The 18,975-nt window shown below is 68.1% G+C and carries 17 protein-coding genes; 4 read left to right on the top strand and 13 right to left on the bottom strand.

From position 1 onward, the window contains the following. Together SPHN_RS07800 and mdoH are read left to right on the top strand one after the other, a co-directional pair. Positions 1-1,494, top strand: coding sequence for a glucan biosynthesis protein (locus SPHN_RS07800; RefSeq protein WP_248522583.1), 1,494 nt, complete (start codon positions 1-3; stop codon positions 1,492-1,494). Next, positions 1,494-3,302, top strand: a complete 1,809-nt coding sequence (gene mdoH, locus SPHN_RS07805; RefSeq protein ID WP_248522584.1) for a glucans biosynthesis glucosyltransferase MdoH — start codon at positions 1,494-1,496, stop codon at positions 3,300-3,302. Before SPHN_RS07800 ends, mdoH begins: the two co-directional genes overlap by 1 nt. Positions 3,303-3,346: 44 nt before the next feature. Here the strand turns inward: mdoH and SPHN_RS07810 are convergent, their stop codons facing one another. From SPHN_RS07810 to SPHN_RS07860, 11 genes are all read right to left on the bottom strand, one after another. Beyond that, on the bottom strand, positions 3,347-4,900 hold the full coding sequence (locus SPHN_RS07810; protein WP_248522585.1) for an MFS transporter: 1,554 nt from the start codon (positions 4,898-4,900) through the stop codon (positions 3,347-3,349). Further along, positions 4,897-6,318: an efflux transporter outer membrane subunit gene (locus SPHN_RS07815; protein ID WP_248522586.1), complete on the bottom strand. Its 1,422-nt coding sequence runs from the start codon at positions 6,316-6,318 to the stop codon at positions 4,897-4,899. Before SPHN_RS07815 ends, SPHN_RS07810 begins: the two co-directional genes overlap by 4 nt. A 116-nt stretch (positions 6,319-6,434) precedes the next feature. After that, on the bottom strand, positions 6,435-7,334 hold the full coding sequence (locus tag SPHN_RS07820; RefSeq protein ID WP_248522970.1) for an efflux RND transporter periplasmic adaptor subunit: 900 nt from the start codon (positions 7,332-7,334) through the stop codon (positions 6,435-6,437). Next, positions 7,334-7,540 (bottom strand): DUF1656 domain-containing protein, encoded by a 207-nt coding sequence (locus tag SPHN_RS07825; RefSeq protein WP_248522587.1) that lies wholly within the window; start codon positions 7,538-7,540, stop codon positions 7,334-7,336. Before SPHN_RS07825 ends, SPHN_RS07820 begins: the two co-directional genes overlap by 1 nt. Next, positions 7,537-9,594, bottom strand: coding sequence for an FUSC family protein (locus SPHN_RS07830; protein ID WP_248522588.1), 2,058 nt, complete (start codon positions 9,592-9,594; stop codon positions 7,537-7,539). The genes SPHN_RS07825 and SPHN_RS07830 overlap by 4 nt, the downstream gene beginning before the upstream one ends. Positions 9,595-9,604: 10 nt before the next feature. Next, complete coding sequence (locus SPHN_RS07835) at positions 9,605-10,057, bottom strand: MarR family winged helix-turn-helix transcriptional regulator (protein WP_248522589.1); 453 nt, start codon at positions 10,055-10,057, stop codon at positions 9,605-9,607. 202 nt (positions 10,058-10,259) lie between these two features. Further along, a complete protein-coding gene (locus SPHN_RS07840; RefSeq protein ID WP_248522590.1) occupies positions 10,260-10,919 on the bottom strand; it encodes a dTMP kinase in 660 nt (219 codons plus the stop codon). A 170-nt stretch (positions 10,920-11,089) separates the two neighbouring features. Further along, positions 11,090-13,684 carry a bifunctional lysylphosphatidylglycerol flippase/synthetase MprF gene (gene mprF / locus SPHN_RS07845; protein WP_248522591.1) on the bottom strand — a complete coding sequence of 865 codons (2,595 nt, stop codon included), beginning with the start codon at positions 13,682-13,684 and terminating at the stop codon, positions 11,090-11,092. Continuing rightward, positions 13,669-14,085, bottom strand: coding sequence for a DUF2147 domain-containing protein (locus tag SPHN_RS07850; protein ID WP_248522592.1), 417 nt, complete (start codon positions 14,083-14,085; stop codon positions 13,669-13,671). The genes mprF and SPHN_RS07850 overlap by 16 nt, the downstream gene beginning before the upstream one ends. Before the next feature lie 10 nt (positions 14,086-14,095). After that, positions 14,096-14,809 (bottom strand): virulence factor, encoded by a 714-nt coding sequence (locus tag SPHN_RS07855; protein WP_248522593.1) that lies wholly within the window; start codon positions 14,807-14,809, stop codon positions 14,096-14,098. A gap of 305 nt (positions 14,810-15,114) precedes the next feature. After that, positions 15,115-15,402, bottom strand: coding sequence for a chorismate mutase (locus SPHN_RS07860; RefSeq protein WP_248522594.1), 288 nt, complete (start codon positions 15,400-15,402; stop codon positions 15,115-15,117). A gap of 109 nt (positions 15,403-15,511) precedes the next feature. Between SPHN_RS07860 and SPHN_RS07865 the strand changes: the two genes are divergently transcribed. Further along, positions 15,512-16,540 (top strand): polyprenyl synthetase family protein, encoded by a 1,029-nt coding sequence (locus SPHN_RS07865; RefSeq protein ID WP_248522595.1) that lies wholly within the window; start codon positions 15,512-15,514, stop codon positions 16,538-16,540. Between the two features lie 171 nt (positions 16,541-16,711). On the opposite strand, the gene SPHN_RS07870 is transcribed toward SPHN_RS07865, so the two are convergent. Then, on the bottom strand, positions 16,712-17,131 hold the full coding sequence (locus SPHN_RS07870) for a glycine zipper 2TM domain-containing protein (RefSeq protein ID WP_248522596.1): 420 nt from the start codon (positions 17,129-17,131) through the stop codon (positions 16,712-16,714). Between the two features lie 81 nt (positions 17,132-17,212). On the opposite strand from SPHN_RS07870, the gene SPHN_RS07875 reads away from it, so the two are divergent. Then, positions 17,213-17,902 carry a hypothetical protein gene (locus tag SPHN_RS07875; RefSeq protein ID WP_248522597.1) on the top strand — a complete coding sequence of 230 codons (690 nt, stop codon included), beginning with the start codon at positions 17,213-17,215 and terminating at the stop codon, positions 17,900-17,902. A gap of 25 nt (positions 17,903-17,927) precedes the next feature. Here SPHN_RS07875 and SPHN_RS07880 read toward each other — a convergent pair whose 3' ends face one another. Then, positions 17,928-18,896, bottom strand: a complete 969-nt coding sequence (locus SPHN_RS07880) for a cation diffusion facilitator family transporter (RefSeq protein ID WP_248522598.1) — start codon at positions 18,894-18,896, stop codon at positions 17,928-17,930. Positions 18,897-18,975 lie beyond the last annotated feature (79 nt).

The following is an 18,975-nucleotide window of genomic DNA, read 5'->3' on the forward strand; positions in this document are numbered from 1 at the left end:
ATGATCGGTCGACGCGAAGTAATGACCGCGCTGGGTTTGTTGGGTGTCCTCCCGCAGGCTGCCGCAGCGATGCGCGCAGCGCCCGGCAAGGCGGAGCCGTTTTCGTGGGAAACGCTTCAGCAACGCGCCGCAATGCTTGCAACGAAGCCGTACCAGGCCCCCGCCAAGGTCGCCGCCGCCGCCGCGATCGATTACGACAAGGTCGGCAGCATCCGCTTCCGCGCCGACAAGACGCTGGCGGGCGGCATCCGCCTGTTTCCGCTCGGTCGCTATGCGCCGATGCCGGTCGCGATCAACGTCGTCGAGAACGGGCAGGCACGCCGCATCGCGTTCTCGCGCGATCTGTTCGAGGCTGAAGAGGGCCATGCCGCCGCGCTCGGTATCGCCGGGTTCCGCGCGATGGCGCCAGGTGGGACCAGCGACTGGATGGCATTCCAGGGCGCGTCCTATTTCCGCACCGCCGGTTCGCAGGACCAATACGGTCTGTCCGCGCGCGGGCTCGCGATCAACACCGGGCTGCCCGGCCGCGAGGAATTTCCCGACTTCACCGAATTCTGGATCGAGCGGACCGGCGCCGACGCGTACACGATCTACGCGCTGATGGACGGCGCCAGCGTCACCGGCGCGTACCGCTTCCAGTCGCGCCACGTCGCGGGCGCGGGGGTCGAGCAGCAGGTCTCGTCGGTCCTGAACATCCGTCGCGACATCGAACGGCTCGGCGTCGCGCCTGCGACCAGCATGTTCTGGTACGGCGAAGGCAACCGCGCCGCTGCGGTCGACTGGCGCCCCGAGATCCACGATTCGGACGGGCTGGCGCTGCTCACCGGCGCGGGCGAGCGCATCTGGCGGCCGCTCAACAACCCGCCGCACGATACGCTGGACAGCTTCGCGGATCAGGCGCCGAAGGGGTTCGGGCTGATCCAGCGCGATCGGAACTTCGATCACTATCAGGACGACGGCGCGTTCTACGATCGCCGGCCCAACCTGTGGATCCAGCCGCAGGGTGACTGGGGCAAGGGCGCGGTGATGCTTTACGCGTTCCCGACCAACAGCGAGACGGTCGACAACGTCGTCTCGTTCTGGACGCCCGCTGCACCGGCCAAGGCAGGGCAGCGGTTGCAGTTCGATTATTCGCTGTCATGGAAATCGACCGATCCGACCGCGGTCGCCGCGACCGCGCATGTCGTCGATTGCTGGCAGGGCGTGGCTGGCCGACCGGGCGCAGAGCCGGTCAAGGGCGCGCGAAAGCTCGTGGTCGACTTTATCGGCGACGGTCTTGCCGGGCTCGACCGGCAGAGCGGCGTGACCGCGAAGATCGACGTCGTCCGCGGGAAGGTGCTCGCCAACGCCGCCTATCCGGTGGTCGGCCAGACCAACCGCTGGCGCGTTACCGCTGACATTGCCCCCGACGCACAGGGGCCCGCCGACGTCAGGCTGTTCCTCACGCGCGGCGGTCGCGCGCTCAGCGAAACCGTGCTGACGCCGATCTTCTGATGCCCGACCTTCCCGCCATGATGCCGGGCGAGTCGCCGATCGAGATGCTCCCGCAGCGTTTCGACGGGCCGCCGCCGCCCTGGTCCGCGCCCGAGCCGGGGCCGGGCATGGTCGTCTCGAACGACGATATGCTTGCGCGCCGGATCATCCTCATCCTGATGACCGGGCTGCTCGCCACCGCGGCATCGTCCGCGGTGCAGGAATCGCTGCTCGCCGACGGGCTGAGCCTGTGGGATGCGGTGTTGCTGGCGCTGTTCTTCCCGTTGTTCGCGTGGATCGCGTTCGGGTTCATGAACGCGGCGATCGGCTTCGTGCTGTTGATGACCGGCGGACATCCGGGGTTCGTGCCGACACCGCGCCAGTCCGAACCGCTCGAAGGCCGCACCGCGATCCTGATGCCGGTGCATAACGAGGATATCGATGCGGTGTTCGAGCGGATCGCGTGGATGGCGCGCGCGATCGCGGCTGGCGGCGTCGCCGATCGGTTCGATATCTTCATTCTGAGCGACTCGGGCGAAGCGGCGGAGGCGGCCGAGGTGGCCGCGTGGCAGAGGCTCGCCCCGACGCTCGACTGCGCACTCTATTACCGGCGCCGGACCGTGAACGTCGGCCGCAAGCCGGGCAACGTGGCCGAGTGGATCCGGCGGTTCGGCGGCGGCTATCGCTACATGCTGATGCTCGACGCGGACAGCCTGATGGGCGGCAACACGATCATCGGCATGGCGCAGGTGCTCGAACGGCGGCCGGCGGTGGCGCTGCTCCAGACCGTGCCTGCGGTGATCAACGGTGTAACGTTCTTCCAGCGCTGGATGCAGTTCGCCAGTCGGTTGTACGGCCCGATCTCGACCGCAGGTCTAGTCTGGTGGTCGGGCTCGGAGGCGACCTTCTGGGGCCACAACGCGATGATCCGGATCGAGGCGTTCGCGGCGAGCTGTGGTCTGCCCGACCTTCCCGGCCGCGCGCCGTTCGGCGGCGTCATCATGAGCCACGACATGGTCGAGGCGGCGTTGCTGCGACGGCGCGGGTGGCGCGTGCACATGCTGATGACCGAGGAGACGTTCGAGGAATATCCGCCGACGCTGATCGACGCGGCGGTGCGCGATCGGCGCTGGGCGCAGGGCAATATCCAGCATCTGAGCTTGCTGACCTCGTCGGGGTTCCACTGGGTCAGCCGGCTGCAATTGCTGATGGGCGCGTCGGCGTTCATCACCTCGCCGGTGTGGCTGCTGATGATCGCGACGAGCGTGGTGCAGGCGCTGATCGGCGAGCGCAACGTCGTCGAGGCGCAGACCTCGCTGCAGGTGCTGGTGGTCACGCTGCTGCTGCTGTTCGGGCCGAAGCTGCTGAGCATGGTCTGGGCGATCTCGAATGCGGAGCGGCGCGCGGGGTTCGGCGGGCGGCGGGGGATCGTGCGGTCGGTGCTGGTCGACGTGCCATTCTCGATGCTGTCCGCGCCGGTGATCGCGCTGACGCAGACGATGGATCTCGCCGGGATATTGATGGGGCGCAAGTCCGGCTGGGCGCCGCAGAACCGGGATGCGCATGAGTTGTCGCTGGCGGACGTGATGCCGCGCTATCGCTGGCATGTCGGGGTGGGGGTGGCGCTGCTGCTGGTGACGCCGTTCGCACCGATCACCGCGGCGTGGCTTGCGCCGGTGACCTTGGGGCTGTTGCTTAGTCCGTTCCTGACGATGCTGACGGCGAGCGAGAAGGCGGGGAAGTGGGCGGAGTCGCATGGGATGTTCGTGGAGCCAGGCGAGCACGTGTCGGTGCTGTCGAGGCCTTCGCTGCCGGCGCATAGCGGCTAGCCCCCCGAGCACTCCGTCATCCTGACGAAAGTCAGGACCCAGGATCACAAGCGGTGCCGTTCGTGGCTCTGGGTCCTGACTTTCGTCAGGATGACGATAGGGGCCAGGACGGCCGACTTGGCCCGGTGCCCGCTCAGCTCCGCCCCGGCATCCACCGCGAACCGGCGGTTCCAGATCGTCGCCGACGCCGACACCGCGGTCACCACCAGGAACGCCAGCGTGAAGTCCGTCAGCGCCGGCCGGGTCGCGCCTGTGCCAAGCATCCCGACATGCAGCGACGCCGCCCCCACGCAGATTCCGAGCGACAGCATCAGCTGCTGGAACGTCGCGTAGAAGCTGGTCGCGCTGCTCATGCGCGACGACGGAATCTCGTCATACGCGATCGTGTTGTACGCCGAGAACTGGAACGACATGAAAAACCCCGAGATCATCAGCACGCCGAAGATCACCGGGATCGGCCAGTCGGGGCGGAACAGGCCGGCGACCGCACAGCCCGAGCTCGCGCAAAGGCCGCCGACGATCAGGCTGTTGCGGAAGCCGAAGCGGCGCAGCACGCGCGGTGCGAGGCTCTTCATCATCAGCGAACCGATCGCGCCGCTCGCCGCCGCGGTCATGCCGAAGCCCAATTGGAGCATCATCGGCAGCAGGAACGGCTGCGCGCCCTGCGTAATGCGGGTCAGCGATCCGCCGATCACCGATAGCCGGAACGTCGGGATACGCATCAGCGACAGATCGAGGATCGGGTCACTGCGATGCTTGGCATGGTGGATGTAGGCGACGCCTGCGACCAGCCCGACCGCGATCAGCACGACGGCCCGCGCGAGTTCGCCGGTGCGGCTCGTCATTTCGAACCCGAACAGCAGGCAGCCGAGCGACACGCCCGACAGGATGAAGCCGGGGACGTCGAAACGCGCCGGTTTGTCCTCGCGGACCTCGCCGATGTAGCGCGTCACCAGCACCACCCCGAGCAGCCCGATCGGTACGTTGAGGTAGAAGATCCAGCGCCAGTCGAGATAGGTGACGATCGCGCCGCCGACCGGTGGGCCCAGGATCGGGCCGATCAGCGCGGGCATGATCAGCCACGACATCGCCTGGACCATGTCCTCCTTGGCGACGCTGCGGAGCAGGACGAGGCGGCCGATCGGGATCATCATCGCGCCGCCGAGCCCTTGCAGGAAGCGGGCAAACATCATGAACGGCAGGCTCGTCGCCTGGCCGCACAGCATCGATCCGCCGACGAAGATCAGGATCGCCGCGCGGAAGATCGTGCGCGAGCCGAACCGGTCCGCGAGGCGACCGCTCGCCGGGATGAAGATCGCCAGCGCCAGCAGATACGAGGTCAGCGCCGAGCTCATGCTGGTCGCCGGCACGCCGAAATCGCGCGCCATCGTCGGCAACGCGGTCGCGAGCACGGTCGAGTCCATCTGCTCCATGAACAGCGCGCAGGCGATGATCAGCGCGGTGACGCGGTAGTTGCTCGGGGTGTGCGGCAGCGCATCCGGGTCCTTCGCCACCCGCGCGATGGTATCGGCGGCGGGCATGATGCCGTCGCGGATTTCGCTGTTGATCGACGCCAGCCCGCGGCGACGCAGCCTCAACTCTGCCACCCCCCGCCGAGCGCCTTGAACACGTCGACCTGGCGATCGACGAGCAACGCGTCGGATGCGGCGAGGTTCGCTTGCGCGGTGGTCAGCGCCGCCTGCGCGGTCAGCAGCGAGAGGAAGTCGGTGCGGCCGAAGCGGTAGAGTGTGCCGGCCTGGTCCGCGGCGCGCGCGGCGCTTGATTGGGCACGGCGGAGCGCGGCGTTGCGGTCGCCTTCGCGCGCATAGGCGGACAGTGCGGTCTCGGTCTGGCGGAGGGCTTCCAATGTGGTCGAGTCAAACTGCGCGAGCGCCTGGTCCGCGGCCGCGCCGGCCTGGGCGATCTGCGCGCGGACGACCGGGCGGTTGGGGAAGCTCCAGCTGATCAACGGCCCGAGCCCGAGATGGAATGCGTTGCCCGAGCCGAGCGACGACACCGGCCCGGTGAACCCGGCCGACCCGCCGAGGCTGACTTGTGGGTAGAGGTTGGCGGTCGCGACGCCGATCCGCGCGGTCGCGGCGGCGAGCGAGCGCTCGGCACCGCGGATATCGGGGCGGCGGCGGATCAGCGCGCTGCCGTCGCCGATCGGGAGCGGGCGGGTGAGCGTGGGCGGCTTGGCGCAGGTCGCGACGTCCTGCGGATAGTCGGCGGGCGCGCGGCCCATCAGCGTGGCGAGCCTGTAGAGCGCGGCAGTGCGCGTCGCGACCTGCGACGGGATCAGCGCCTCGCTCTGGTCGACCGCGGTTCTTGCGCGCGTCACGTCGAACGCGGTGCCGCGGCCGCCGCGTTGCAGGCGCTGCGTGACGCTGAGCGTCTGGCGTTGCAGCGTGAGGATCCGGGTGTTGGCGGCGAGCACCATGTTGGCGGTGCACGCGGCGGCATAGCTGCGCGCGGTTTCGGCGGCGACGGTGACGCGGACATTGTCGCGCGCGGCGGCGACGGCCTCCGCATCGCCTTGGGCCGCCTCGATCCCGCGACGGATGCGGCCGGAGAGGTCGAGCGGATAGGCGAGCGTGATGCCGAGATTGTAGTCGAGCGTACCGGGGAGGTTGCCGCCGGTCGTATAGGGCCGGTCGAGCGAGGTGCCGCCGCCGAGCATTGTCGACAGCGTGCGGCCAGCGGCGACTTCGGCGACCACCGCGTCGGCGCGGCGGAGGTTCGCATCGGCGGCGCGCAGGTCGGTGTTGGCGGCGAGCGCTTCGGTGACGAAGCCGTCGAGGCGGGGGTCGCCGTAGAGCTGCCACCAGTGATCGGGGAGCGGGGTGTCGACGAACGCCTTTTCGTGGCCGCTGTCGAACTGGCCTTGGGCGGAGGGGTTGTTGACGGCGGCGCGGTCGGGGGGGGCGTAGTTCGGGCCGGCGGTGGTGCAGGCGGCGAGCGCGAGCACGGCGATGACCGTTGCGATACCGCGGCGACCGACGTGAGCAGTGCCCACTCTTCCGTCATCCTGACGAAAGTCAGGACCCAGAGCCACGCAGGACGTCGCTTGTAACCCTGGGTCCTGACTTTCGTCAGGATGACGGCGGGGGGTGGGGCGGATGGAGGCGCGCATCATGCCGTCGTCCCCGCCGCGACCCTTGGCTCGACCGTCACCGTCGCGGTGCGGCCAACGATCAGTTGCACCCCCTTCGGTACCTGGGTCAGCTTCACCCGCACCGGGATGCGCTGCGCCAGGCGCACCCAGTTGAAGGTCGGGTTCACGTTCGGCAGCAGGTTGGTGGTATTCGTCCGCTCGCTGTCGTTGATCCCAGCCGCAATGCTGTCGACGCGGCCGTGCAGCGCTTGCGGTTCGCCCATCAGGTGGACGATCACCGGGTCGCCGAGATGGATGCTGCCGAGCTTGGTTTCCTCGAAATAGCCCTCGACGCGGAGCGAGTCGGTGTCGACGAGCGCCATCGCCTGCGCGCCGGTCGCGATGTAGTCGCCGGGGTGGAGATCGAGGTTGGTGACGATCCCGTGCACCGTCGCGCGCACCGTCGTGCGGGCGAGGTTGAGCGCGGCGGTCGAGCGTGCGCTCTGGGCTTGCGCCAGCGCAGCCGATGCTGTCGCGACACGCGCGACGTTCTGCTCGTGCGTCTCCTTCGCCACCAGATCGCCGAGAGCGAGATCGCGCTGCGCTTCGCGGCGGGCCTGCAACAGCGTCGCACGGGCGCTCGCGATCGAGGCATCCGACTGCGCCAGCGTCAGTTCGAAGCGCGGGCGATCGACCACGAATAGTACGTCGCCGGGCTTGACCGCCTCGTTGTCGTGCACCGCGACCCGCGTGACGAGGCCGGCGACGTCGGGCGTCACGCGGACGATGTCGGCGCGGATATGCCCGTCGCGCGTCCACGGATCGGTCTCGTACCGCTTCCACAGCCACAGCGCGACCAGCACCGCGAGCGCGACTATGATCAGCGTGACGGCGGAACGACCGAGTGGGGCGAGCAGGGATTTGAGGCGGGCAGACATCATGCGGAAGGTCCGGTCAGCAGGGCGAGCAGCCCGAGGATGAGGATGAACAGCGCGAGATCGACGAGCGGTCGATACGTCACCGCGCGATAGGCGCCGGCGAAGGCGAGCAGCCGCGTGGCGATCCCGGTGAGGATCACCGCGGCGACCGCGAGCAGCAGGAGGCTCGGCAGGTAGACGCCGCCGATCGAGATTTCGCCGGTCATGCCGCCACTCCGTACGCTGGTGCCAGATAAGACGGCGCCGACGGGAACAGGTTGCGACGCAGCGAGGTCAGCGCGAGTATGCTGGTGCGGTGACGGTCTGGCGTGCTGGTCGCGAACCCGGTCATCGCGGTGTCGATCCCGGCGAGCAGGTCGGGTTCGGGCGGCGCCGGCTCGTTGGGGCGCAGCGCGCGGTAATGCGCGCCGATCCCCTTGAGCACCGGCGTGATCAGCGCGGCTTCGTTCGGCGTGCCGTCGAGCCGCAACTGGCGCAATTCGCCTACCGCGACGCCGACGCGCAGGTCGGTCAGCGCGTCGAGCAACGGCTTGCCGGGGTCCTCCCCCTGCAATGCGAGCCGCGGCGCGAGCAGCCCGATGCGGTCGAGCATCCGGGCGATCCAACCGGCGGCGTCGGGGCGGCCGGGCGAATCGCTGCGGGTCGCCAGTTCGCGCCAGCCTGCGCGGATCAGCCGCCGGGCGCTGGTATCCGCGCCGATCGTCTGGAACAGGCCGACCGTGACGACCGCGAACAGCGTGCCGATCAGCTGCGAGATGCCGCCGTTGAGGAACGCGTCGAAGCCGCCGCCGAAGCGGTCGTTCAGCCCGACCGTATTCAACCCGCCAAGCAGCGCGCCGAGCGTCACGAGCAAGGTCGACGGCCGCGCGAGGAACATCCCGCCGATCAGCATCGGGGGTGCGAGGACCGCGGCCAGCGTCACGAAATCGGTCACCCGCGGCAGGATCGCGAAGGCGTAGACCGCGGACACGACCAGCCCCAGGATGGTCCCGTAGAAGAACGCCTTGATCGCCGGCGCGGGATTGTCGCTGTTGCCGAACAGCGCGCAACACACGCCGGCGATCAGCACCGCGCCTGCGCCGTCCGACCAGCCGGTGCCGATCCAGAATGCGCAGCCCAGCAGGATCGTCATGATCGTGCCGGCGGCGGCGCGCAGTGCGATGCCGCGGTCGCGGTGCAGCGGGCGCTTGGCGGTGCGCGCGAGCAGGCGGGCGACCGCGGGCGTGACGGGCGTGCGCGACGGCGAGCGCATCTGATCGCGCAGGTCGCGGGCGTTGCGGTGTGCGTCGACCAGCTCGCCGAGGCGGGCGAGCAGGCTCAACCGCAACGCATCGCGCCAGATCAGCGTGTCGTCGACCGGCGGCTCGAGGGCGCGCGCGCGGGCGATCAGCGCGTCGGCGGTTGCGCCTCGCTCGGTGGCGGGTGGCGGATCGCGCAGCCACTCGCGGACGTCCTCGATCAGCGCGAGCGCCTCGGGACGGGGGGCGTCGGCGCCGCGCTTCAGCTCGACGATCCGGTCGTCGACCGCGCTTGCGAGGGGCAGCAACATCGACAGCTCGGCCTGCAACGCGCGCAACGTCCGGACGCGCGGCAGCAGGCGCGCGGTGTCGAACGGCAGATGGATGGAAAGCTGATGCAGCTCGTTGATATCGAGCGCGAGGCGGCGGCGGTCGCGATCGAGCTGCGCGTCGGACTCGCCGGCCAGCGAATCGCGCGACCAGCGCTCGGCGTCCGCCAGGATCGCGTCGATCCGGCCGAGCAGCGCGGCGGTCACGGTCTGCGGGAAGACGAGGCCGTGGATCAGGCTGCCGCAGAGGATCCCGATCGTGATCTCCTGCACGCGCAGCGCCGCGGTGGTGAACACCGCGCCGGGGGTCGCGACCGAGGGGAAGCCGATGATACTGGCGGTATAGCCGGCGAGCAGGAAGACGTAGGCGCGCGGCGTCCGGTCGAGCAGCGAGATATAGAGGCACAGCCCTAGCCATAGCGCGAGGCCGAGCGACAGGAGTTCGGGCGCATTGACGAGGTTGGGGACGAGCACGACCGCGGCGATCGCGCCGAGCACCGTGCCCGCGACGCGAAACACCGCCTTCGACAGCACCGCGCCGGCCAGCGGTTGCGCGACGATATAGGACGTCGTCACCGCCCAATAGGGCCGCGTCAGGCCGATCCTGAGTGCGATGTAGTAGGCGAGGAACGCGGCGATCAGGCATTTGACCGAGAAGAGTGCTTCCTTCGCGCCGAACTGGGCGAGGATCATCGGGGCCGGCTCATCGCGCGCGATCCGCCATGAACCGCGCGCCGAGTTGCTCCGCCACGCGCAGGGCGGTGGCGAGGTCGTCGTCGGTGACGCCTTCGAGCATTTCGTGGCGCAGGGTGGTGAACTTCGCCTCGATCGTGGTGACGAGCGTGCGGCCGCGGTCGGTCAGGCGGATTCGGCTGACGCGCGCATCGGCGGGATCGCGCCGGCGCTCGACGAGGCCGGCGGCGGTCATATGGTCGATCGAGCGGACGAGCGAGGCCTGAGTCACGTCGAGCTGGGTGGCGAGATCGGTCTGGCGCACGTCGTCGCCGAGCCGGCCGACCTGGACCAGCGCCCATCCCGACGATGCGGATACGCACATGTCGCTGAGCGCCCGATCCGCCGCCTGGCGCCACAGGCGGGCGAGCGGCAGCAGGGTGCGGGCGTAGGAGGATTCGAGAGCGGCACGGGAGGAAGTCATTAGCGTGCTAAGTAATGGCGTTTACTTATGCTGCAATGCGGAATCCGTAGATGACAAAAAAGTTAGGAAGGCTTGCGCCACCTCCGTCATCCTGACGAAAGTCAGGACCCAGAGCAAAGCAGGGCCGCGTTCCATTACCCTGGGTCCTGACTTTCGTCAGGATGACGGGGGTGCGGCGGAGCGACTGATCGGACGGCGCGGGTCAGTCGAGCAGCGCGACGATCTCCGCGGCGATCTCTGCCGGTAACCGCGACGCACCGTCCGCTACGGTCGAAACGGTCGCCCACCGTCCGAGCAACCCAGCCTTCGCTATCGCGGTGTAGTTGGTCCTGACCCGGTCCTGCAGCCCGGTATCCGCTTCGTAGGCGTCGAACGCATCGTCGGTGTACGACCGCTTGCGCTTCTTCAGGATGAGTCCGCGGGCGATCTCGGCGGGCGTGTCCAGATAGACCGACAGGTCGGGCTTGGGCAGCGCGAACGACCCCGTCTCCAGGTCGGCGATCCACGCCATCATCGCATCGGCCTCGTCCGCTGGGACCTGCGCCGCCTGATACGCCATGTTCGAGGCGATGTAGCGATCGAACACCACGATGTCGTTCGCCGCCATCGTCGCCAGCAGGTGATCGCGCGACTCCATCCGGTCGAGCGCGTACAGCACCGCCGCCGCCTTTGGCGACGTGCCGCGCGGCAGCGTCCCCGCCAACATCGCGCCGAGCGCCCAGCCGCCGACCGTCTCGGTATAGCGCGGGAACGACACGACGTCGGCGGTGCGGCCGGCGACGCGCAATTGCTCGACGACTAATGCCGAAGCGGTGGCCTTGCCCGCGCCGTCGGCGCCTTCGATTGCCAGGAGGAAGCTCATGGGGGAGCCCTAGGACAGATCGATATCGGGTTTAAAGCAATCTTCGTCGTGATCCTCGTCATGCCGGACTGGTTCCGGCATCCACGGTGCCGCACAATCGATGGATTCGGTTCGCGGAACGGTGGACCCCGGAACCAGTCCGGGGTGACGTAGGTGTGTGCGGGGACGTCTTACCGGCTCACCAAAGCCTGCAAATCGATCAGACCGCGCAGCAACGAAGTGCCGCCTGGCGAGGCGATGTAGCGCGGCGTCCAGTTCGGGCGGAACTTCTCCTTGTAGGCGCGCAGGCCGGCGAACCCGTAGAAGCGCTCGCCGTGGCGGAACAGGAACGCGGCGACCTTCGACCAGGTCGGCGACAGCCGCCGCGCCTCGATCCCGGACAGCGGTGCCATCCCGAGCGAGAAAGTGCGATAGCCATGCTCGTGGCCCCACAGCATCAGCCGCGTGAACAGGAAATCCATGCCCCCCTGCGGCATCGACTCGGCGTGGCGCATCAGGTCGACCGACAGCTCCTGCTTGTTCGGCGTGCCCCAGACATTGGCGAAGGCGACGATGCGCCCGTCGATCCGCACCACCGCGCAGTCGAACTTCGCCATATACTCCGGCTCGAACCGGCCGACGCTGAACCGCTTCTCGGCGTGGTTCTTGTCGGCCAGCCACCATTCGGAGATCGTGTGCAATTCGGGCATGATCGCGGGCATCTCGGCGGCGGGGATGACCGCGAACTCGGCGCCGGCGCGCTCGGCGACGCGGCTCGCCTTGCGCACGCTGCGCATGTCGGGCGTGTCGAGCGTGAAGCCCTCCAGCTCGACGGTGGCTTCCTCGCCGTATTTGACGAGCTTCAGTCCCATCTCGATCGCGATCGGCACGATCCTGAGGCCGATCTGGTACAGCAGCAGCCGGCCCTGCGCGGCATCGGCGCGCGCGCGGATCGCCCAGAGAAGTTCGGACCACGCCTCCGCAGGGCCGACCGGATCGCCGATCACGATCCAGCTCGCGCCCTTCACCTGGTACATCAGGAACGCGTCGCCGCTGTCCGACACCAGGAACCGCTTGTCGCCGGTAAAGGCCAGCATCGCGTCGGTGCGGTCGGCATGCGCGAGCGCCGCCTCGGCGACGTCGCGCGGCAGTTCGTCGTGGACCATCGGCACGGGTGCGGCCGCGAACAGCCGCCAGATCGCCGCGCCGATCAGCAACAGCCCGACCGCCAGGCTGGTGCGCAGGAAGCGCGAGGCGTTCGCGTCTGTCTCGAACCGCCACCACAGATCACTCGAATAGCCGACATGGCGATAGGCGAAGAAGCCGATCAGCACCGACAGGCCGATCGCGGCGCCGACCCCGACCAGCCATTTGGGCGACAGCGGCTCCGCGGTCAGCCGCGTCCGGCGATAGAAGGCCGCCCGTGTCCATTGCAGCGCGGCGGCGGTGAGCACGAGCACGGTCGCCTCCTCGTAATCGAGGCCCTTGGCGATCGACAGCAGCGTCCCCGCGACCAGCAACAACCGCGCCGCCCAGAACGCACCGTCGAGCCGCCGGTACAGCCCGAGCGCGACGAACAGCAGCATGACGCCGACGAGGCTCGCCGCGACATGCGCCATCTCGCTGATCGGCAGCGGCAGGACGCTCGCCAGTATGTCCATCCGGCCCGGCGCGGCGGGCAGCGCGCCCGAGACGAGCAGCATCGCGCCGCACAGGAAGACCAGCACGCCCAGCAGCAACGGCGCCAGCGGCAGCGCGATCGCCAGTGGATCGGTGCCGCGACGCTCCTGTACGGCGGTGCGGTCGCGACGGCGCCATTGCCGGCCCTCGTGAAACGCGAGCAATACCGCCGCCAGGATCAGCGGCGCGACGTAATAGATGATCCGATAGGCGAGCAGGGCTGCGAGGATCGTCGCGTTGTTCTGCGGCATCGTCGCGATGATCACCGCCTCGAACACGCCGAGCCCGCCCGGCACATGGCTGATCAACGCGACCACGATCGCCACCGCATAGCCGAGGAACAGCACCGGATAGAGATCGGGCGAGGCACCCGGCAACAGCACGAACAGCGCTGCGCTCGCCGCGGCGAGGTCGACCGTCGAGACCAGCACGAGCGCCAGCGCCTGCCGTGCATTGGGCAAGGGCAGGCGCCAGCCGAACAGCCCGATCGCCCCGCCGCGGCGATACCGCAGGACGATCGCCAGCATCGCCAGCGGGATCGCGATGCCGATCGATCGCTCCAGCAGCGGCGGCATGGTCCAGCGGACGATCGGCAGCATGCCGGGATGCAGCGCCATCGACAGGCAGGCGACGGTGATCACGCCCGCCCAGAACGTCACGCCGGCGATCAGGACGACGCGCGCGACGGCGGCTTCGTCGAGGCCAGCGCGACTGTAGACCCGGTAGCGCGCGGAGCCGCCGGTCAGCATCGCGAGGCCGAGATTGTGGCTGATCGTGTAGCTGGTGAACGAGGCGACCGCCGCGGTGCGCCACGGCAGCGGGTGGCCGATCACCCGGAGCGCGATCGTGTCGTAGAAGGTGAGCGCGATGTAGCTGACGATCGTCAGCGCGATCGACGCGGACAATTCGGGCCAGCCGAGTGCCGCGAACGCCGCGCGGACCTCCGACAGGCGGATCTCCGCGGTGAGCTTGTGGATCGCCGCGAAGCCGAGCACCGCGACCACCAGTACCGCGAGCGCGATCAGCGTGCCGCGGCGATGCGCGATCCAGTCGCGGATCCGGGCCAAGTCGCGGATCCGGGCTACCCGCGTCAACCGCGTCGCCACGTCTGCGTCTTGCACAGGAAGCCGCCGATCAGGCACCCCTTCACGTCGATCGTGTTCGCGTCGACCAGCGTCAGCGTCGATCCGAAGGTGCGCCCCATGTCGGGCACGAAGATCTGCCCGGACCATCGATTGCGACCGTTCGGGCGGTATTCGCGGAGCAATGCCGTGCCGATTAGCTTGGGCGTGCCGCCATCGCGCGCGTCGGCCTGTGCCCCGTCGTCGGCGCGAACGACCCAGCCGCAGAGTTTGCTGCCGCCGGTCTTGTCGGGGCAGGCACCGGTCTTCACCGCGACGCTGTTCTTCGGATTATGCCAGACGCCTTCCACCGGGAAAGTCGGAGCGGGGGAAGCGGGAGCGGGGCTGCCCGCGGCCATCGCGAGCGCCATCAGTGCAGCAACCATCGGTCGATCCTCAATCCGCGAATACGAACCGCGATAGCACGTCGTAGAGCGCATCGGCGTCGCGGTGAAGCGGGTGTCCGCCGGGCAGGGCGACCCGCCGTGCATTGGCCTGGGTCAGCAACGGACACAGGCTCTCGGCCTCTTCGACGCCCTGCACGCACAGCAGCGGCGCCCAGGTGAGACGGCGTGCGGTCGGCAGCGCATCGGTGGTCGGCGTCCAGTAATCGAACACTTCGTTCGGGGACGCGCGGAACTGGACGGTGTTCTCGGGCACGATCAGCGCGACCTTGGCGATCTTCGCGCGCAGGTCGGGGGCGAGGTCGACCAGTCCGACGTGCAGCATGTCCGCGCCAAACGACTGGCCGATCAGCACGACCCGGTCGGTCTGCCCGAACCGCAGCGCCCGCTGTTCGGCGCGGGCGATCAGCGTCGTGATGTCCGCCGGCGTGCGCGTCCGGCGCAGATAGGTGAGCGTGTTGACCGCGACCACCGGCACGCCGTCCGCCGCTAGCCGCCGCGCGATCTGCGGCGCCATGCCGATCTTGTAGCCGAGATCGCCGGTCAGCAGGACCGCGGCGAACGGGCGGCGGGACTTTGCCGGGGTCGTGATGGCGGAGACGTCGGTGAACAGCGGGCCACCGAAATAGCCGAGCCAGCCCATGAAACCGGTCGCGCCGATTGCGAGCACGGCAAAAGCGAGCAACGATCGTCGAAACCACGTCATTCGCAACCGATTGCGCCAAGTCGGATGATCGGCAGGTGGAGCAGGGATGACGTTTTCGTCACCCTGCTGCTCTGCGCTGTATTCCGCCCCGTGCTGAAATGCCGGACTGAGAGGCCCCACCCCGGCGAAGGCCGGGGCCCAATTGGAAAGGTGGTAGTAACAGCGCTCTGTGCCCCGTTATCGCCGCCCCCCAATTGGGCCCCGGCCTTCGCCGGGGTGGTAACTTTGGTTGAGGGCGTCAAATTCGTCAAAGCGGTAAGCTTGAGGGGTAGATATTCTCTACGCCTGGCTGATTGCCCCGCCCGTCAATCCGGATCGTGCGCCAACCGCTCATGATGCCGAATCACCTCGTCGATGATGAAGCGCAGGAATTTCTCCGAAAACTCGGGGTCGAGCTGTGCCTCCGCCGCCAGATGCCGCAATCGCGCGATCTGGCGTTCCTCGCGGCCGGGATCGGCCGGCGGCAGGCCGTGCGTAGCCTTGTGCCGGCCGACCGCCTGGGTCACCTTGAAGCGCTCGGCGAGCATGTGGATCAGCGCCGCATCGATATTGTCGATGCTCTGGCGGTATCCGTTGAGCAGATCGTCAGCCATCCACGCACCCTTTCGTTGGTTCGGCGCGCCTTTTGCGGGCATGGGTCGCGAACGGCAAGGGGCACCAAGGGTTGCTTTGCAGGGGCATAGGCGTCAGAGGCTCGGAGAGATGAGCGCCACCGTCCACCGCCTCGAAACCCTACGTCCCAATCCCGAGTCACAGCCCTCGCTGGACCCGATGGTCAAGCTCGTCACCGGCGATATGGACCAGGTCAATGCGGTGATCCGCGGCCGGATGGAGTCGGAAATCCCGCTGATCCCCGAACTGGCCGGTCACCTGATTGCTGGCGGCGGCAAGCGGATGCGGCCGATGCTGACGCTCGCGAGTGCGCGGCTGATCGACTATTCGGGGACGCAGCATCACCTGCTCGCCGCCGCGGTCGAGTTCATTCACACCGCGACTTTGCTCCACGACGACGTCGTCGACGGCTCGGACCTGCGCCGGGGCAAGCGCACCGCCAACATCATCTGGGGCAACCCGGCAAGCGTGCTGGTCGGCGATTTCCTGTTCAGTCGCAGCTTCGAACTGATGGTCGAGGCCGGTAGCCTCAAGGCGCTCAAAATCCTGTCCTCGACCAGCGCGGTGATCGCCGAGGGCGAGGTGAACCAGCTCACCGCCGCGCGCCGCGTCGATCTCGGCGAGGAGCGCTACCTCGACATCATCGGCGCGAAGACCGCCGCGCTGTTCGCCGCGGCCTGCCGGATTTCGGCGGTCGTCGCCGAGCGTCCCGAAGCGGAGGAAGCCGCGCTCGACGCGTATGGCCGCAACCTCGGCATCGCGTTCCAGCTGGTCGACGATGCGATCGATTACGTCTCGGACGCGGACACGATGGGCAAGGACGCGGGCGACGACTTCCGCGAGGGGAAAATGACGCTCCCCGTGATCCTGGCGTATGCGCGCGGCTCGGCCGAGGATCGCGCATTCTGGAAGGACGCGGTCGAAGGACGCCGCGACAGCGACGCCGACCTGCAACACGCGGTTCGCCTAATCCGCTCGACCCGCGCGATCGACGACACGTTCGCGAGGGCCCGCCATTATGGCCAGCGCGCGATCGACTCGATCGGCGGCTTCGCGAACGGGGACGCCAAGGACGCGATGGTCGAGGCCGTCGAATTCGCGGTAGCGCGCGCCTACTGAACACTTCCGTTCGGCCCGAGCGAAGTCGAAGGGTCCGTCCAACGCGCAGGTGCTTCGACTTCGCTCAGCACGAACGGGCTTGGAACGGGATCGTGAAGCGCGCTCATCCAGACATAAAAACGGCGGCCGATCGCTCGGCCGCCGTCGTCATTCTTAAACCCGGTTAAAGGCTCAGCGGCACTTCACGTTGCCGCGATCGACCGACCGGCCGAGCAACGCGCCACCACCGGCACCCGCCAGCGTACCGAGCGTACCGCCACCGATCAGGTTCGCCAGCACACCGCCACCCAGGGCGCCGATCACCAGACCGGTCGTGCCGTCATTGCGCTTGCAATACGCACGACCATCCTTGCCACGATAGATACGGTCGTTGCGGCCAAGGCGACGCTCGCGATAATTGCCGTTCTGATAGCTGCGCGACGGATCCCAGTTGCGATCGTCACCACGCCAGTTGCGATCGTTTCCGCGGCGGTCGTTGCGATCGTTGCGGTCACGACGATCGTCGTTACGCTGCGCGGTTGCTGCCGTCGGCATCATCGCCGGGGCCGCAACAGCGACGGACATCAGCGCGGCGATAAGATGCTTCTTCATGAATTCACTCCTGATCTGTGCAAGGATAACCTGCATCATGCCGATAAAGTTCATTCCGGTGCACGGCATCCGGACCGGCGCATGGGCTTGCAACGATCCGCGCTGGTCGATAGCCCTCGCCGCATGAAGGTCGAAGGCAGCTATAGCGATCACGGGTTCGCGCATATTCAAGGACTTGTACCGGTAGAGGTAACCGATGCATTCCTCCGCCGGTTGAAACAGGATCTCGGATTGGCGAGTGTCGACCTGAGCACGGTCACGCAGCATCCCAATCTGCTCAAGCGCCCCGCGTTCGAAGTCTATGGCCGACAATATCCGCCGATGCTGCAGTTTCTCTGGGGGCTGACGCCGATCGTCAGCCAGCTCGTCGGACGCGAACTGTTACCGACCTATGATTACTTCCGGGTCTACCGCGAGGGTGACGTCTGTATGGTGCATTCGGATCGGCTGGCGTGCGAACACAGCCTCTCGCTGACGCTCGACTACAGCGACGGTGCGCCGTGGGATCTTGAGGTCGGCACGCAGCGAACCGATCCGAGCGCACGCGTTACCGATGACTTCGGCAAGGAGCCGCATGCCGCGATCACGATGGAGGTTGGCGATGCGGTTCTCTACCAGGGCGTGCATCACCGCCACGGTCGCATGACGCCGAACCCGAACGGCTGGTCGGCGCATCTCTTCCTGCACTGGGTCGACCGCGAGGGACCTTATCGCGATCAGGCACTGGAAGGGGAAACCAGCCGCGCAAAGGCCGATTTCCACTTCGTCTAAAGCGTCGCGTCGTTCGAAGCGCGCATCAGACCTTGTCCGGGCTTGCCATCGAACAGTCGTGGCCGGCACCCGTCTCGACCTGCAAGGTCGCATGGCCGATCCCGAACTTGTCGTGCAGCATCGTCCTTGCATCGCTCAGGAAGTGATCGCCGGGATGGCCGCCGGGCATCACCAGATGCGCTGTGAGGACGGGTTCGGTGGTGCTCATCGGCCAGATGTGGAGGTCATGGATTTCGCGGACGCCGGGCAGGCTGCACAGCGCCTCGTCGACATCGTCGAACGCGATCCCGCGCGGCACCGCCGACAGCGCCATCTCGACGGTTTCGCGCAACAGGCCCCAGGTCTGCCAGAAGATGAGGACGGCGATGACGATGCTAACCGCCGGGTCGATCCAAGTGAGGCCGGTGCGCCAGATCACGAGGCCGGCGATCACCACGCCCGCCGATACCAGCGCGTCGGCCGCCATGTGCAGATACGCGCCGCGGATGTTGACGTCGCCTTTGCGCCCGCGTGCGAACATCCAGGCGGTGATCGCGTTGACGGCGATGCCGACGCCCGCGACCATCGAGACGGTGAGGCCGGCGGTGGGGGCGGGATCGGAGAAGCGCTGCGAAGCCTCGAGTACGATCGCGCCGAGCGCGACGAGCAGCAGCAGCGCGTTGGTCAGCGCGGCGAGGATCGTCGAGCCCTTCAGCCCGTAGGTGAAGCGCTTGGTCGGTGCCGTGCGCGCGAGCATCGTTCCGCCCCAGGCGACGACGAGGCCCAACACGTCGGACAGATTGTGGCCGGCGTCGGCGAGCAGCGCGACCGAGTCGATCCGCAGCCCGACGACCGCCTCGACCGCGACGAAGGCGATGTTGAGCCCGATCCCGATCGCGAACGCACGGTCGAACGAGGCGGGCGCGTGGCTGTGGCCGCCGTGGGAGTGGGCTCCGCCATGGCCCGCGTGCGAGTGGCCGTGATCATGTGAATGCCCGTGATGATGTCCGCCCAAGGCCCGCGCTCCGCTAAATCCGGCCGCCGCCTAGCATCGCCGTATCGTGAGATACTAGGACGCGCGCATTCTTAGTCGG

Origin of the sequence: Sphingomonas faeni (genome assembly GCF_023195535.1) — a bacterium.
Taxonomy (GTDB): Bacteria; Pseudomonadota; Alphaproteobacteria; order Sphingomonadales; family Sphingomonadaceae; genus Sphingomonas; species Sphingomonas faeni_B.

Bases quoted from the DNA above. Each gene is read 5' to 3' on its own strand.
- SPHN_RS07855 (WP_248522593.1), bottom strand. From the start codon at position 14,809: ATGACGTGGTTTCGACGATCGTTGCTCGCTTTTGCCGTGCTCGCAATC.
- SPHN_RS07800 (WP_248522583.1), top strand. From the start codon at position 1: ATGATCGGTCGACGCGAAGTAATGACCGCGCTGGGTTTGTTGGGTGTC.
- SPHN_RS07860 (WP_248522594.1), bottom strand. From the start codon at position 15,402: ATGGCTGACGATCTGCTCAACGGATACCGCCAGAGCATCGACAATATC.
- SPHN_RS07840 (WP_248522590.1), bottom strand. From the start codon at position 10,919: ATGAGCTTCCTCCTGGCAATCGAAGGCGCCGACGGCGCGGGCAAGGCC.
- SPHN_RS07865 (WP_248522595.1), top strand. From the start codon at position 15,512: ATGAGCGCCACCGTCCACCGCCTCGAAACCCTACGTCCCAATCCCGAG.
- SPHN_RS07830 (WP_248522588.1), bottom strand. From the start codon at position 9,594: ATGATCCTCGCCCAGTTCGGCGCGAAGGAAGCACTCTTCTCGGTCAAA.
- SPHN_RS07850 (WP_248522592.1), bottom strand. From the start codon at position 14,085: ATGGTTGCTGCACTGATGGCGCTCGCGATGGCCGCGGGCAGCCCCGCT.
- SPHN_RS07875 (WP_248522597.1), top strand. From the start codon at position 17,213: ATGGGCTTGCAACGATCCGCGCTGGTCGATAGCCCTCGCCGCATGAAG.
- SPHN_RS07835 (WP_248522589.1), bottom strand. From the start codon at position 10,057: ATGACTTCCTCCCGTGCCGCTCTCGAATCCTCCTACGCCCGCACCCTG.
- SPHN_RS07820 (WP_248522970.1), bottom strand. From the start codon at position 7,334: ATGTCTGCCCGCCTCAAATCCCTGCTCGCCCCACTCGGTCGTTCCGCC.
- mdoH (WP_248522584.1), top strand. From the start codon at position 1,494: ATGCCCGACCTTCCCGCCATGATGCCGGGCGAGTCGCCGATCGAGATG.
- SPHN_RS07870 (WP_248522596.1), bottom strand. From the start codon at position 17,131: ATGAAGAAGCATCTTATCGCCGCGCTGATGTCCGTCGCTGTTGCGGCC.
- SPHN_RS07825 (WP_248522587.1), bottom strand. From the start codon at position 7,540: ATGACCGGCGAAATCTCGATCGGCGGCGTCTACCTGCCGAGCCTCCTG.